13 protein-coding genes are annotated in these 13082 nt (G+C 68.2%); all 13 read right to left on the bottom strand.

Annotated elements, in window-relative coordinates; translation table 11 throughout:
• Positions 1-10 precede the first annotated feature (10 nt).
• The 13 genes from lepB to plsX all read right to left on the bottom strand — a co-directional run bounded on the left by lepB (position 11) and on the right by plsX (position 13042).
• Positions 11-976 (bottom strand): signal peptidase I, encoded by a 966-nt coding sequence (gene lepB, locus H8N03_RS03435; RefSeq protein WP_187075209.1) that lies wholly within the window; start codon positions 974-976, stop codon positions 11-13.
• Complete coding sequence (gene lepA / locus H8N03_RS03430) at positions 976-2787, bottom strand: translation elongation factor 4 (protein ID WP_187074704.1); 1812 nt, start codon at positions 2785-2787, stop codon at positions 976-978. The genes lepB and lepA overlap by 1 nt, the downstream gene beginning before the upstream one ends.
• Positions 2788-3295: 508 nt before the next feature.
• Positions 3296-4810, bottom strand: coding sequence for a DegQ family serine endoprotease (locus H8N03_RS03425; RefSeq protein WP_187074703.1), 1515 nt, complete (start codon positions 4808-4810; stop codon positions 3296-3298).
• 135 nt (positions 4811-4945) lie between these two features.
• Positions 4946-5992, bottom strand: a complete 1047-nt coding sequence (locus H8N03_RS03420) for a MucB/RseB C-terminal domain-containing protein (RefSeq protein WP_255428022.1) — start codon at positions 5990-5992, stop codon at positions 4946-4948.
• Positions 5992-6564, bottom strand: coding sequence for an RseA family anti-sigma factor (locus H8N03_RS03415; protein WP_255428021.1), 573 nt, complete (start codon positions 6562-6564; stop codon positions 5992-5994). Before H8N03_RS03415 ends, H8N03_RS03420 begins: the two co-directional genes overlap by 1 nt.
• 13 nt (positions 6565-6577) lie before the next feature.
• Positions 6578-7219, bottom strand: a complete 642-nt coding sequence (rpoE, locus tag H8N03_RS03410; protein WP_187074702.1) for an RNA polymerase sigma factor RpoE — start codon at positions 7217-7219, stop codon at positions 6578-6580.
• Positions 7216-7674, bottom strand: coding sequence for a hypothetical protein (locus H8N03_RS03405; protein ID WP_187074701.1), 459 nt, complete (start codon positions 7672-7674; stop codon positions 7216-7218). Before H8N03_RS03405 ends, rpoE begins: the two co-directional genes overlap by 4 nt.
• A gap of 7 nt (positions 7675-7681) precedes the next feature.
• Positions 7682-8923 carry a beta-ketoacyl-ACP synthase II gene (gene fabF / locus H8N03_RS03400; protein ID WP_187074700.1) on the bottom strand — a complete coding sequence of 414 codons (1242 nt, stop codon included), beginning with the start codon at positions 8921-8923 and terminating at the stop codon, positions 7682-7684.
• Positions 8924-8929: 6 nt separating this feature from the next.
• Positions 8930-9169, bottom strand: a complete 240-nt coding sequence (gene acpP / locus H8N03_RS03395) for an acyl carrier protein (RefSeq protein WP_187074699.1) — start codon at positions 9167-9169, stop codon at positions 8930-8932.
• A 96-nt stretch (positions 9170-9265) separates the two neighbouring features.
• Positions 9266-10018 carry a 3-oxoacyl-ACP reductase FabG gene (gene fabG / locus H8N03_RS03390; RefSeq protein WP_255428020.1) on the bottom strand — a complete coding sequence of 251 codons (753 nt, stop codon included), beginning with the start codon at positions 10016-10018 and terminating at the stop codon, positions 9266-9268.
• Entirely contained in the window at positions 10015-10965 is a 951-nt protein-coding gene (gene fabD / locus H8N03_RS03385) for an ACP S-malonyltransferase (RefSeq protein WP_187074698.1), read from the bottom strand. The genes fabG and fabD overlap by 4 nt, the downstream gene beginning before the upstream one ends.
• A 44-nt stretch (positions 10966-11009) precedes the next feature.
• Positions 11010-11987, bottom strand: a complete 978-nt coding sequence (locus tag H8N03_RS03380) for a beta-ketoacyl-ACP synthase III (RefSeq protein WP_187074697.1) — start codon at positions 11985-11987, stop codon at positions 11010-11012.
• 2 nt (positions 11988-11989) lie between these two features.
• Positions 11990-13042 carry a phosphate acyltransferase PlsX gene (plsX, locus tag H8N03_RS03375; RefSeq protein WP_187074696.1) on the bottom strand — a complete coding sequence of 351 codons (1053 nt, stop codon included), beginning with the start codon at positions 13040-13042 and terminating at the stop codon, positions 11990-11992.
• Positions 13043-13082: the final 40 nt, after the last annotated feature.

The raw sequence follows: 13082 nt of genomic DNA, 5'->3' as shown, positions 1-13082 counted from the left end.
CCCTCCGTCCTTATTCGAATGACCCGATGCGCTTGAAGTCGCCGAAGTTCATCCAGATCAGGAACGCCTTGCCGACGATGTTCTTGTCCGGCACGAAACCCCAGTAGCGCGAGTCGAGTGAATTATCACGGTTGTCGCCCATCATGAAGTAGTGCCCCTCCGGCACCTTGCAGGCGACCCCTTCCACACTGTAGCGGCAATTCTGCTTGAACGGGAATTCCTCCACACCCGGGATAAAGGCGGGGCGCTCGTCGTCGTTCAGGAGGCGGTGGGACTTGTCCCCGAGCTTCTCCTCGAACTGCTTGAAATAGCGCATCGCGTCGCGGTCGAAGTAGTCCGGCAGGCGCGTGGACTCCACCGGCTGGCCGTTGATGGTCAGCTTCTTGTTCAAGTAGGCGACCTCGTCGCCCGGCACGCCGACCACGCGCTTGATGTAGTCGAGGGACGGCTTGGGCGGGTAGCGGAACACCATCACGTCGCCGCGCTTGGGCGCCGTGCCTTCGGTGAGCTTGGTGTTCAGTACCGGCAGGCGCAGGCCATAGGTGAACTTGTTCACGAGGATCAGGTCGCCGACCAGCAGCGTCGGGATCATCGACCCGGACGGGATCTTGAACGGCTCGAACAGGAAGGAGCGCAGGACGAAGACGGCCAGGATCACGGGGAACAGGCCCGCGGTCCAGTCCAGCCACCAGGGCTGCGCCAGGACGCGCTGCCTCGTCTCGGCCAGCTGCGGGTCGTCGGCGACGATGCCGCGCGCGTCCAGCGAGGCGCGGCGCTCGGCGGCGTTCGCCTCGAGTTCCTCCGCCGCGCGCCGGCGCTTCGGCAGGTAGTACAGGCGCTCGGCCACCCAGTACACGCCCGTGACGATGGTCGCCAGGAACAGCAGCAGGGCGAAGTTGCCTTCGACGAGCTCGAAATACCACGCGCCGGCATAGCCGACGAAGGCCGCGAGGACCGCGGCCGTCAGGAAAGGCATCATTCTTCTACCTGGAGGATGGCGAGGAACGCTTCCTGAGGCACTTCGACCGAGCCGATCTGCTTCATGCGTTTCTTGCCAGCTTTTTGTTTTTCGAGGAGCTTGCGCTTGCGGGTGATGTCCCCGCCGTAGCATTTTGCCAGCACGTTCTTGCGCAGCGCCTTGACGGTCTCCCGCGCGATCACGTTGGCGCCGATCGCCGCCTGGATGGCGACGTCGAACATCTGCCGGGAGATGATCTCGCGCATCTTGGCGACCACGGCCCGCCCCCGGTATTGCGCCTGGGTGCGGTGCACGATGATCGACAGGGCGTCCACCTTGTCGCCGTTGAGCAGGATGTCCACCTTCACGACGTCCGAGGCGCGGTACTCCTTGAACTCGTAGTCCATGGACGCATAGCCGCGGCTCACGGACTTCAGCTTGTCGAAGAAGTCCAGCACGATCTCGCCGAGCGGCAGCTCGTACGTGAGCATCACCTGGCGGCCGTGGTACGCCATGTTGATCTGCACGCCGCGCTTCTGGTTGGCGAGCGTCATGACCGGGCCGACGTACTCCTGCGGCATGTACAGGTGCACCGTGACGATCGGCTCGCGGATCTCCTGGATCTTGCCGGTCTCGGGCATCTTGGCCGGGTTCTCGACCATGATCACCTCGCCGTCGCCGCGGACGACTTCGTACACCACGCTGGGCGCGGTGGTGATCAGGTCCTGGTCGAACTCGCGCTCCAGGCGTTCCTGCACGATGTCCATGTGCAGCAGGCCCAGGAAGCCGCAGCGGAAGCCGAAGCCGAGCGCCTGGCTCACCTCGGGTTCGAAATGCAGCGAGGCGTCGTTGAGCTTCAGCTTCTCCAGGCTGTCGCGCAGCGAGTCGTACTGGTTCGCCTCCACCGGGTACAGGCCCGCGAACACCTGCGGCTGGATCTCCTTGAAGCCGGGCAGCGGCTCGGTGGCGGTGAAAGCGGCGCCGCCCGTGCCGGCCTTCACCAGCGTCACGGTGTCGCCGACCTTGGCGGCCTGCAGTTCCTTGATGCCGGCGATGATGTAGCCCACCTCGCCCGCCTCCAGCGCGTCGCGCGGGGAGTTCGCCGGCGTGAAGACGCCGAGCTGCGTCGTCTCGTACGTGGCCTCGGTCGCCATCAGCTTGATGCGGTCGCCCTTCTGCAGGCGGCCGTCGACGACGCGCACGAGCATCACGACGCCGACGTAGCTGTCGAACCAGCTGTCGATGATCATCGCGCGGAGCGGCCCCTGCGCGTTGCCCCTGGGCGCGGGGATGCGCGCGACGATCGCTTCCAGGATCTCGTCGATGCCCATGCCCGTCTTCGCCGAGCAGGGGATCGCGTCGCTCGCGTCGATGCCGATCACGTCCTCCACTTCCTCCTTCGCGCGCTCGGGGTCGGCCTGCGGGAGGTCCATCTTGTTCAGGACGGGCACGACCTCCACGCCGAGGTCGAGCGCGGTGTAGCAGTTGGCGACCGTCTGCGCTTCGACGCCCTGGCTCGCATCGACGACGAGCAGCGCGCCTTCGCACGCGGACAGCGAACGCGAGACCTCGTACGAGAAGTCGACGTGGCCGGGCGTGTCGATCAGATTGAGGTTGTAGACCTGTCCGTCGCGCGCCTTGTACGTGAGCGCAGCGGTCTGCGCCTTGATGGTTATCCCACGCTCCTTTTCGAGATCCATCGAGTCCAGGACTTGCTCTTCCATCTCGCGATCGGAGAGTCCGCCGCAACGCTGGATCAGGCGGTCGGCGAGCGTGGATTTGCCGTGGTCGATGTGCGCGATGATCGAAAAGTTTCTGATGTGATTCATCAACGGGAACGGATAAGTGATTGATTCAAAAGCCGCGCACAAAGAAAAAAGGGCGCGTCATGAAGGTGACGCGCCCTGAACCAACAATCTATGGCAACTGCGATAGTTGGAGCTTCATTGTAGGCAAAACGCGCCGGGCGTACAGACACGGGGTCACTCCGACTCGGCCGTTGCAGGTCCGCAACTCGCATTCTGTACACAGGTTTTCAACAATCCGGGAAGGCCCTTGGCAGGACAACATGTGGGCCACTTGTGGAAGGGTGCCTCGCCGCGCGCCCGGCATCCCGCATGGTGGTGGGGCAGGCCTGCGATATGCCGTGGAAACCCGGCGGTTCGCCGAATTCTACCGAATCCGGTTCTTAGGACACCTCGAATGTGAGCGGGCGCTGACCTGGAGGCCTGCACGACCGTTCACCAAAAATTCTTTGCCGCCTGTCGTTTTTGGAGCAGCGGTGAAGAAAAGCCCCAAACCCTTGCTCGGGTTTGGGGCCTTTGCTTGCGGTCCGCTTCAGCCGCGGGCCGGGCGCAGCAGCAGGTAGCTGGCCAGCTCGCCCCGGCGCAGGAGCACCGGGATCGGCTTGGACTTGTCCAGCCGGGAGACGATCGCGTCGAACTCCTTGACGCTGTTGATCTCGGTGTTGCCGATGGCCACGATGATGTCGCCCTCGCGCACGCCGGCGCGCTGCGCGGCACCTTCGCTCACGGCATCCACGCGCACGCCGCCCTTGACCTTGGCTTCCTTCTTCTGCGTGGCATTGAGCTCGCTCACCACCAGGCCGATGGACTGCGCCGCGGGCGAAGCCTTCGCCTGCTCCTCCTTCGGCGGCTGGGCGCCGCGGCCGCGCGGCGCGGCGGCGGTGTCCTGCTCCAGCTCGGCGATCGTGACACCCAGCTCGCGCGAGCCGCCGCGGCGGAACACGGTGAGGTTCACCTTGCTGCCCGGCTTGGTGTTGCCCACCAGGCGCGGCAGGTCGGTGGCGCGCTCGATGTTCTGGCCGTTGAACTTGGTGATGATGTCGCCGGCCTCGATGCCCGCCTTGTCCGCCGGGGAGCCGCTCTCCACGCTGCGCACCAGCGCGCCTTGCGGGCGGCCCAGGCCGATGGATTCGGCGACGTCGCGCGTCACCTGGTCGATCTGCACCCCGATGCGGCCACGCTGCACGCGGCCGCTCACGCGCAGCTGCTCCGCGACGCGGGTCGCCTCGTCGATCGGGATCGCGAAGGAGATGCCCATGAAGCCGCCCGAGCGCGAGTAGATCTGGCTGTTGATGCCGATCACCTCGCCGCGCATGTTGATCAGCGGGCCGCCGGAGTTGCCGGGGTTGATCGCCACGTCGGTCTGGATGAAAGGCAGGTAGTCGCCTGTGTCGCGCCCCTTGGCGCTCACGATGCCGGCCGTGACGGTGTTGTCCAGGCCGAAGGGCGAGCCGATGGCCATCACCCACTCGCCGACCTTCACGCGGCTCACGTCGCCGACGCGCACGAACGGCAGGCCGGTCGCCTCGATCTTGACCACGGCGACGTCGGTGCGCTTGTCCGAGCCGACGATCTTCGCCTTGAACTCGCGCTTGTCCGTGAGCGTGACGATGACTTCGTCCGCGCCTTCGACCACGTGCGCATTGGTCATCACGTAGCCGTCCGCGGTGAGGATGAAGCCGGAGCCCACGCCGCGCGGCTGCTCCTCCTCGCCGCCGCCGCGCTCGCCGCGGGGGGCGGGACGCTGCTGGCGCGGCACGTTCGGCATGGGGACGCCGAAGAAGCGGCGGAAGAACTCCTGCATCTCCTCGTCCATCTGGCCGTCGGTGCCGCCGCGGGCACCGCTGCGCGCGCGCTCCAGGGTGCGGATGTTGACGACGGCGGGGCCGACCTGGTCGACGAGCTCGCTGAAATCGGGAAGGGACCGGGGCTGGGGCGCGGACTGGGCGAACGCCGGGGCCACGGGAACGAAGGCGGCGGCGCCGGCGAAGGCCAGGGCCATCGCCAGCCCGCAGCTGCGCAGGTTCTTGGAATCCATGCGGAACATAGAGACCTCTCTTGACGGGTCGGGACTGGGTTGAATCTGCTGAGAATACGACCAGAAAGCAAAGTTGCGCGTCAGCGAACTCCGCATGGCCGGATTTACACCCCGTTCACGGACGGGTGGTGCCCATTTGGGGCTTCAGCGCCGCCGCTCAAGGCCGAGCGCGAACGCGCGCAGGGTCGCGGGCGGCACTTCGCCCACCGCCGTGACCCACCAGTCCTGCGTGCGGCGGGTGAGGGTGTGCGTGGAGCCGCTGGCGAACACGCCTTCCTGGACGTGCCGTTCGCGGTCGTAGTCCTCGATGAAGAGCGACACCGAGGCAAGGCCGTCGGAGAAGATCCACTGCACCACGCCCTCGCTCGGGCGCTTGTAGCAGTTGAGCGGCCGGAAGCCGGCGATGGGCGCCTTCAGGTCCCAGCCCTCGGCGGCGGCGGTCGTCTTGACCGCGTCGGGCTTTTCCACGCGCCAGCCGGCCGGCACCGCCATCTGCTGGACCAGCTGCTGCATGCGCACGGGCGCATCGAGCTGGAGTTCCGAGAAGGCCGCCTGCTCGAGCACGCGACCGGCTTCGTCGAGCGTCTGCAGCTTCACGACGAGGCCGCTCTTCTTCTCGCTCCAGATGCGGTAGCCGAAGCGAAGCGCGTCCTTGGGCAGCACCTGGACGATGTCGGCGTCGAAGCCCGCCACGCGGTCGCTGCCGACGCGGCGCGCCGTGTAGAACTCGGGGATGCTGGTCTCGTCCGGGCGGGTCAGCTCGGGAAAGATGCCCAGCGCCTCGCGCCGTTCGCTGCGGACGGTGCGGCTCTCGGGCAGGAAGGTCAGGACCTCGTCGTCGCGCCGGAAGGTGGAGCGGCGCTCGCCGGTGAGGCTTTCCACGCGCTCCACCTGGCGCTGGCCGTCGCAGGCGTGCCAGATGCGCGCGCTGGACATCGCGCCGTTGCTGGAGGAAACGACGAAGGTGCCGATGTAGCTGCGCTGGCGCGAGGCATCGTGCATGCGCGAGAGCCAGTCGCTGACCGTGCGCTCGGCGCGGCCGTCGCCGGGGCGCGGGTCGGCGATGCGCGGTGCGGCGGCGGCCTGGGCCGCAGCCAGGGTGAGCGCGGCGGCGGTCCAGAGGGCGAGCATGCCCTGCGCCATGCGCAGGCGGCCAAACCCGGGAGCGATGCGCGCCATGCCGCGGGCCATCAGCGGGCCGGCCCCTCGAAGGTGGCGTTGCGCAGGAAGTTGCTGGTGGTGCCCAGGGCACTGGCGCCACCCAGCTGGCGGTGCGCCGCGAGCAGCTTGTCCAGGCGCGCGTCGCGCATCATCGGCGTGGCGCTGGCCTCGACCACCGCCGGGACGCCCGGCGCCGCGGCGAGCTGGGGCTGGCCCGTCACGGTGCCGGCACCCCACAGGTTCCAGCCCACCGCCGCGACGGCGGCCACCGAGGCCACGCCCGCGGCGATCTTCCAGCGCCAGTCGTTCGCCGCCTCCCGGGGCGCCGCCACGACCACCGCACGGGCGGAGGCCACGGGAGCCGCCTGTTCTTCCTGCAGCCGGCGCTGCAGCCTGGCCAGGAAGACCTCCGGCGACGTGCCGGTGCTCGCCCGCCCCGTGCGCAGGACCTCGCCCACCGCGTGATAGGCGCACCAGGCCTCGCGTCCCCGCGCATCGGCGGCGGCCGCCTGCACGCCCAGCGCCAGGGCCTCGCCCTGCAGCTGCCCGTCGGCGAGTGCCGAAATCAGTTCCTGGTTGTCCATCTTGTCCATCGCATCCATGTCGCGCCTCTTTTCACCAGCGCTTGCCCGACTGGTTTTCCAGCAGGGGTTTCACCTTCGCCGAAATCGCTTCGCGCGCCCGGAAGATCCGGGAGCGCACCGTGCCGATCGGGCAGTTCATCACTTCCGCGATCTCCTCGTAGCTGAGGCCCTCGATCTCGCGCAGCGTGACTGCCTGGCGCAATTCGTCGGGAAGCGCCTCCATGGCAGAGTTCACGGTCTGCGCGATCTCCTTGGCCGCCAGCACCGTTTCCGGCGTCTCGGCGGAGGTTAGTTCGTTCTCGACGCCGGAAGTTTCTTCCTCATCATCGCTTCCTTTGAGGGCACTCTCGGAGACGACGGGATCGCGCTTGAGGTCAACGAGGGCTTTTTTCGCGGTGTTGACTGCGATGCGGTACAGCCAGGTATAGAACTGCGCCTCGCCGCGGAACTGGGCGAGCGCCCGGTAGGCCCGGATGAAGGTTTCCTGGGCGATGTCCTCGACCAGGTCGGTGTCGCGGACCATCCGTCCGATCAGGCGCTCGATGCGGCGCTGGTACTTGAGGACCAGGAGCTCGTAAGCCTTCTGGTCGCCCGCGACCGTGCGTTCCACGAGCATCAGGTCGGTATCGCCGGGAGAAGGGGGAGGCGCGGGAGCGGCAGGCGTCTTGGTCATTGTTCGGCCGCCGGAGGCTTGCCGGCGGCAGGCACGTGCGTGCTGGCGCGGGAATATACAGCACGGCGGAGCGCCTCCCAGTGGGACACGTCCGACGCGCGCTCCAGCCACAGCCAGCGCACGGCGCCCTCCTCCGCGCGCCAGCGCACCAGCAGGCGGGCCTGCAGGTCCAGGGCGACCTCGGGCCGGCCGGCATCCACGCGACCGCCCTCTTCCCACATCCAGCCGCTGCCGTCCCAGCGCAGTTCGCCCACGGGCGAGCGCCACCAGGCGTGCAGCGCGATCCCGGCGCAGGCGAACGCCACGGCGAAGCCGGCGACCGGCCGCCAGCCCGCGGGCGACTGCCAGGCCCACGCGAGGCAGGCCAGAAAGCCGGCGGCCGCCAGGACGGCGGCCGCGCGGCCCGCGAACGGGCTGCGCCCCACCGGGTAGGTCACCGATGGAGCGCCGTGCATGGAAGGCTCAGATCTTCTTGAACACCAGCGAGCCGTTGGTGCCGCCGAAGCCGAAGTTGTTCTTCAGCGCGACATCGATCTTCACGTCCCGCGCCTCGTTGGCGCAGTAGTCCAGGTCGCACTCGGGGTCCTGGTTGAAGATGTTGATCGTGGGCGGGCTCTTCTGGTGGTGCAGGGCCAGCACGGTGAAGACGGACTCGATGCCGCCGGCGCCACCGAGCAGGTGGCCGGTCATCGACTTGGTGGAATTCACCACCACCTTCTTCGCATGCTCGCCGAGCGTGTTCTTGATCGCGTTGGTCTCGTTCACGTCGCCCAGCGGCGTCGAGGTACCGTGCGCGTTGAGGTAGTTCACCTGGTCGGGGTTCACGCCCGCGTTCACCAGCGCCGCGACCATGGAGCGGCGGGGGCCGTCCACGTTGGGGGCGGTCATGTGAAACGCATCGGCGCTCATGCCGAAGCCGGCGAGCTCGCAATAGATCTTCGCGCCGCGCTTCTTCGCGTGCTCGTATTCCTCGAGCACCAGCACGCCGCCGCCTTCGCCGAGCACGAAGCCGTCGCGGTCCTTGTCCCAGGGACGGGACGCGGTCTTCGGGTCGTCGTTGCGGGTGGACAGCGCGCGTGCGGCCGCGAAGCCGCCGATGCCCAGCGGGGACACGGTGGACTCGGCGCCGCCGGCAATCATCACGTCGGCATCGCCGCTCTCGATCAGGCGGGCGGACAGGCCGATCGCGTGCAGGCCCGTCGTGCAGGCCGTGACCACCGCGATGTTGGGGCCCTGGTAGCCGTGGCGGATGGACACGTGGCCGGAGATCATGTTGATGATCGACGCGGGCACGAAGAACGGCGAGATGCGGCGGGGGCCGCGGTTCACGTACTCGGTGTGCGTCTCCTCGATCATCGGCAGCCCGCCGATGCCCGAGCCGATGTTCACGCCGATGCGCGTGGCCAGTTCGGGGGAGAGCTGGTCACCCGAGGGCAGTCCGGCATCCTGGATCGCCTGGTCGGCCGCGGCCAGGCCCAGGTGGATGAACCGGTCCATGTGCCGGGCTTCCTTCTCCGGCATGTACTGCGTCACGTCGAAGCCCTTCACCTCGCCGGCGAACTTCACCGGAAGGTTGCCGGCATCAAACGACGTGACGGTGTCGATGCCGCTCTTGCCCGCGAGCAGGTTGGCCCAGGACTCGGCGACGGTGTTTCCCACCGGGCTCACGCAGCCCAGTCCCGTCACGACGACGCGGCGACGCATTTCGGATCAGGCCTTCTGGTGCTGCTGGGCGTAGTCGATCGCGTTCTGCACCGTGGTGATCTTCTCCGCGTCTTCGTCGGGGATCTCGATGCCGAACTCGTCCTCGAGGGCCATGACCAGTTCCACCGTGTCCAGAGAGTCGGCGCCGAGGTCGGCCACGAAAGCCTTTTCGTTGGTGACCTGGGACTCTTCCACGCCGAGTTGCTCGGCGATGATTTTCTTGACACGTGCTTCGATATCGCTCATGGGGTTCCCTCTAAGGGTTTGTGATTGAATCCGCGATTTTAAGCCGGGCGGAGGGTCCGGCCGGGCTGTGCCCGAGGCGTGGGATGGACGGCCGGCTCAGGCCATGAACATTCCGCCGTTGACGTGGATCTCCTGCCCGGTGACGTAGCCGGCCTGCGGCGACGCCAGCCACGCCACCGCATGGGCGATGTCGGCGGGCTTGCCGAGGTGGCCCAGCGGGATCTGGCTCAGCAGCGCCTTCTGCTGGTCTTCCGGCAGCGCGGCGGTCATGTCGGTCTCGATGAAGCCCGGCGCGACGCAGTTCACGGTGATGCCGCGGCTGCCCAGTTCGCGGGCGAGCGCGCGGGTCATGCCCGCGACGCCGGCCTTCGCGGCGGCATAGTTCGCCTGGCCGGGGTTGCCGGAGGCTCCGACCACGCTCGTGATGCTCACGATGCGGCCGTAGCGCTGCTTCATCATGGTCCGCATGACGGCGCGGCTCATCCGGAACACCGCCTTCAGGTTGGTGTCCAGCACGGCGTCCCAGTCCTCGTCCTTCATGCGCATGGCGAGCTGGTCGCGCGTGATGCCGGCGTTGTTGATCAGCGCGTGCACGGCGCCGTGCTCCTTGGCGATCGCATCCACCAGCGCTTCGCCGGCCTTCGCGTCGTTCACGTCGAGCCTGGCGCCCTTGCAGTCCGCGTACTGCGACAAGGCCTGCGTGATCTTCTCCGCGCCTTCGTCGGTGGTGGCCGTGCCGATCACCTTCATGCCGCGGGCGGCGAGTTCGTGCGCGATGGCCGCGCCGATGCCGCGCGAGGCGCCGGTGACCAGCGCAACTTGTCCGTGCATGTCGACGTGCGTGCTCATGCCAGCATCCCTTTCGCTTCGGCGAGGGTCGCCGGGTCGTAGATGGACGCGGCATTCAGGGTGCCGTCGATCCGCTTGGCGAGGCCCGCCAGCACCTTGCCGGGGCCGCACTCGATGATGGTGTCCACGCCGCGCGCCTGGATGGCACGCACGCATTCCACCCAGCGCACCGGGCCGAAGGCCTGCTCGTAGAGCGCGGCGCGGATGCGGTCGGGGTCCGTCTCGACCTTCACCTCGATGTTGTTCACCACCGGGATGCGCGGCGCCTGCAGCGGCGTGGCCGCCAGCTTCTCGCGCAGCCTTTCGGCCGCGGGCTTCATCAGGCTGGAGTGGAACGGCGCGGACACCGGCAGCGGCAGCGCGCGCTTGGCGCCCATGCCCTTGATGACCTCGCAGGCCTTCTCCACGGCGGCCTTGCTGCCGGCGATCACGGTCTGCGCCGGATCGTTGAAGTTGACGGCCTCGACCACTTCGTCGGTGTTGGTGCCGAAGCTGCGCACGGCCTCGGCGCACCCTTCGATGACCCGCTGCGCATCCAGGCCGAGGATGGCGGCCATGGCGCCGGTGCCCACGGGCACCGCGTCCTGCATCGCCTGCGCGCGGAAGCGCACCAGCGGCACCGCGTCGGCAAAAGCCAGCGCGCCGGCGGCGACCAGCGCCGTGTACTCGCCCAGCGAATGCCCCGCCACCACGGCCGGCTCGGCACCGCCTTCGGCGCGCCAGGCGCGATAAGCGGCGATGCCGGCCACCAGCATCACCGGCTGGGTGTTGGTCGTGAGCGCGAGCGCTTCCTTGGGACCTTCCCGGATCAGGCGGCCGACGTCCTCGCCGAGGGCCGCGGACGCTTCCTTGAGCGTCTCGGTCACCGCGGGATGGTCGCCCCAGGCGTCCAGCATGCCGACGGCCTGCGAGCCCTGGCCCGGAAACACGAAAGCGAAGGGTTTCATGCTTGTCTCTCTTGTCGTAGGTAGCGCCGCCGCAGCGGCCGCCGTCAGAAGTCCAGCAGGACCGCGCCCCAGGTGAAGCCGCCGCCCACGCCTTCCAGCATGAGGGTATCGCCCTTCTTCACCTTCCCGGACCGCACCGCTTCGTCCATCGCCAGGGGGATGGAGGCCGCGGACGTGTTGCCATGGCGGTCGACGGTGACGACCAGCTTGTCCATGGGCAGCTTCAGCTTCTTCGCCGTGCCCTGCATGATGCGGATGTTGGCCTGGTGCGGGATGAGCCAGTCGATGTCCGCGTCGGTCTTGCCCGCTTTCGCGAGCGTGGCGCGCGCGGCGCTCTCCAGCACGCCCACGGCGAGCTTGAACACGGCCTGGCCGTCCATGCGCAGCAGGGGGTTGCCGTGCACCTTGCCGCCGTAGACGCCGCCGGGCACGCAGAGGATCTCCACGTGCTTGCCGTCCGCGTGCAGGTCGCTCGCGAGGATGCCCGGGGTGTCCGATGCTTCCAGCACCACGGCGCCGGCGCCGTCACCGAACAGCACGCAGGTGGTGCGGTCGTTGAAGTCCAGCAGGCGCGAGAACACTTCGGCGCCGATCACGAGCGCCTTGCTCGCGGTGCCCGTGCGGATCATCGCGTCCGCGACGGTGAGGGCGTAGACGAAGCCGCTGCACACCGCCTGCACGTCGAATGCGGGACAGCCGGCGATGCCCAGCTTGTTCTGCAGGATGGTGGCGGTCGAGGGGAACACCATGTCCGGCGTGGACGTGGCGACGATGATCAGGTCGATCTCGGAGGCCTGGCGGCCGGCCATCTCGAGCGCATGCTTCGCCGCCTCGAGGCCCAGGTCGCTGCTGCCGACGTCGCGCTCGGCGAAGTGGCGCGCCCGGATGCCGGTGCGCTCGACGATCCACTCGTCGGAGGTTTCCACTCCGGTGGCGGCGAGTTGCGCTGCGAGCTCCGCGTTGGTCACGCGCCGGGGCGGCAGGAAGCTGCCCGTGCCCGTGATCCGGGAATATCTGTTCATTCTCAATGGGTGGCGGTTTCGAGCGGGGCGTCGCCGGCGGCGCTCGCCAGGAGCGGCCGCGCGTGGGCGATGCGGCTCTGCACGCGCTCCAGCAGATTGTTTCGGGCCGCATCATACGCGCGGTTCAGGGCCTGCTCGAAGGCGAAGGCGTCGGCGGAGCCGTGGCTCTTGAACACCAGCCCGCGCAGCCCGAGCAGGGCGGCGCCGTTGTAGCGGCGATGGTCGACGCGGCGCTTCAGCGCGTTCAGCACCGGCATCGCGACGGCGGCGGCGAGCTTCGTGAGGGCACTGCGCGAGAACTCCTCCTTCAGGAAACCGGAGATCAGCGAGGCCACGCCTTCGCTGGTCTTGAGCATCACGTTGCCGACGAAGCCGTCGCACACCACGATCTCGGTCGTGCCCTTGAAGATGTCGTTGCCTTCCACGTTGCCGTGGTAGTTCAGGTCCCCCGCGGCGCCAGCGGCACGCAGCAGTTCGCCGGCGCGCTTGATCACCTCGTTGCCCTTGATCACTTCCTCGCCGATGTTCAGCAGGCCCACGGTGGGGTTGTCGTGGCCTTCCATCGCGGAGACCAGCGCCGAACCCATGACCGCGAACTGCAGCAGGTGCAGCTCGGTGCAATCGACGTTGGCGCCGAGGTCCAGCACGGTGGTGGCTTCGCCCTTGGCGTTGGGCAGTTGCGTCGCGATCGCGGGCCGGTCGATGCCTTCGACGGTCTTCAGCAGGTAGCGGGCGAGCGCCATGAGCGCCCCCGTGTTGCCCGCGGACACCGCGGCGTGCGCCTGCCCCTCCTTCACCTGCTGGATGGCCACGCGCATCGAAGAGTCCTTCTTCTTGCGCAGGGCGACCTCCACGTGGTCGTCCATCGTGACCACCTCGGAGGCGGGCACGACGCGGGCACGGGGGTGCTGGAAGGCTTCGAGCGCCGCCGGAGCGCCCACCAGCAGCAGGTGGGCCTCGGGATGCGACTCGAGGAATTGCCGGCAGGCAGCCAGCGTGACGGCGGGGCCGTGGTCGCCCCCCATGCAATCGACAGCCAGGGTGGTCGTCGTCATGGCCTCAACTGTAGAGCCAAATCGGCATGAAAAAGGCCCG

It is taken from the genome of Ramlibacter cellulosilyticus, assembly GCF_014297465.1.
GTDB lineage: Bacteria > Pseudomonadota > Gammaproteobacteria > Burkholderiales > Burkholderiaceae_C > Ramlibacter > Ramlibacter cellulosilyticus.
This window is presented reverse-complemented; position numbering and strand designations above follow the sequence as displayed.

What these genes read in the sequence shown, in the direction of transcription:
- plsX (WP_187074696.1), bottom strand. Translation starts at nt 13,042, where the DNA reads ATGACGACGACCACCCTGGCTGTCGATTGCATGGGGGGCGACCACGGC.
- lepB (WP_187075209.1), bottom strand. Translation starts at nt 976, where the DNA reads ATGCCTTTCCTGACGGCCGCGGTCCTCGCGGCCTTCGTCGGCTATGCC.
- rpoE (WP_187074702.1), bottom strand. Translation starts at nt 7,219, where the DNA reads ATGACCAAGACGCCTGCCGCTCCCGCGCCTCCCCCTTCTCCCGGCGAT.
- H8N03_RS03415 (WP_255428021.1), bottom strand. Translation starts at nt 6,564, where the DNA reads ATGGATGCGATGGACAAGATGGACAACCAGGAACTGATTTCGGCACTC.
- fabF (WP_187074700.1), bottom strand. Translation starts at nt 8,923, where the DNA reads ATGCGTCGCCGCGTCGTCGTGACGGGACTGGGCTGCGTGAGCCCGGTG.
- fabG (WP_255428020.1), bottom strand. Translation starts at nt 10,018, where the DNA reads ATGAGCACGCACGTCGACATGCACGGACAAGTTGCGCTGGTCACCGGC.
- H8N03_RS03420 (WP_255428022.1), bottom strand. Translation starts at nt 5,992, where the DNA reads ATGGCCCGCGGCATGGCGCGCATCGCTCCCGGGTTTGGCCGCCTGCGC.
- H8N03_RS03425 (WP_187074703.1), bottom strand. Translation starts at nt 4,810, where the DNA reads ATGTTCCGCATGGATTCCAAGAACCTGCGCAGCTGCGGGCTGGCGATG.
- lepA (WP_187074704.1), bottom strand. Translation starts at nt 2,787, where the DNA reads ATGAATCACATCAGAAACTTTTCGATCATCGCGCACATCGACCACGGC.
- acpP (WP_187074699.1), bottom strand. Translation starts at nt 9,169, where the DNA reads ATGAGCGATATCGAAGCACGTGTCAAGAAAATCATCGCCGAGCAACTC.
- H8N03_RS03380 (WP_187074697.1), bottom strand. Translation starts at nt 11,987, where the DNA reads ATGAACAGATATTCCCGGATCACGGGCACGGGCAGCTTCCTGCCGCCC.
- fabD (WP_187074698.1), bottom strand. Translation starts at nt 10,965, where the DNA reads ATGAAACCCTTCGCTTTCGTGTTTCCGGGCCAGGGCTCGCAGGCCGTC.
- H8N03_RS03405 (WP_187074701.1), bottom strand. Translation starts at nt 7,674, where the DNA reads ATGCACGGCGCTCCATCGGTGACCTACCCGGTGGGGCGCAGCCCGTTC.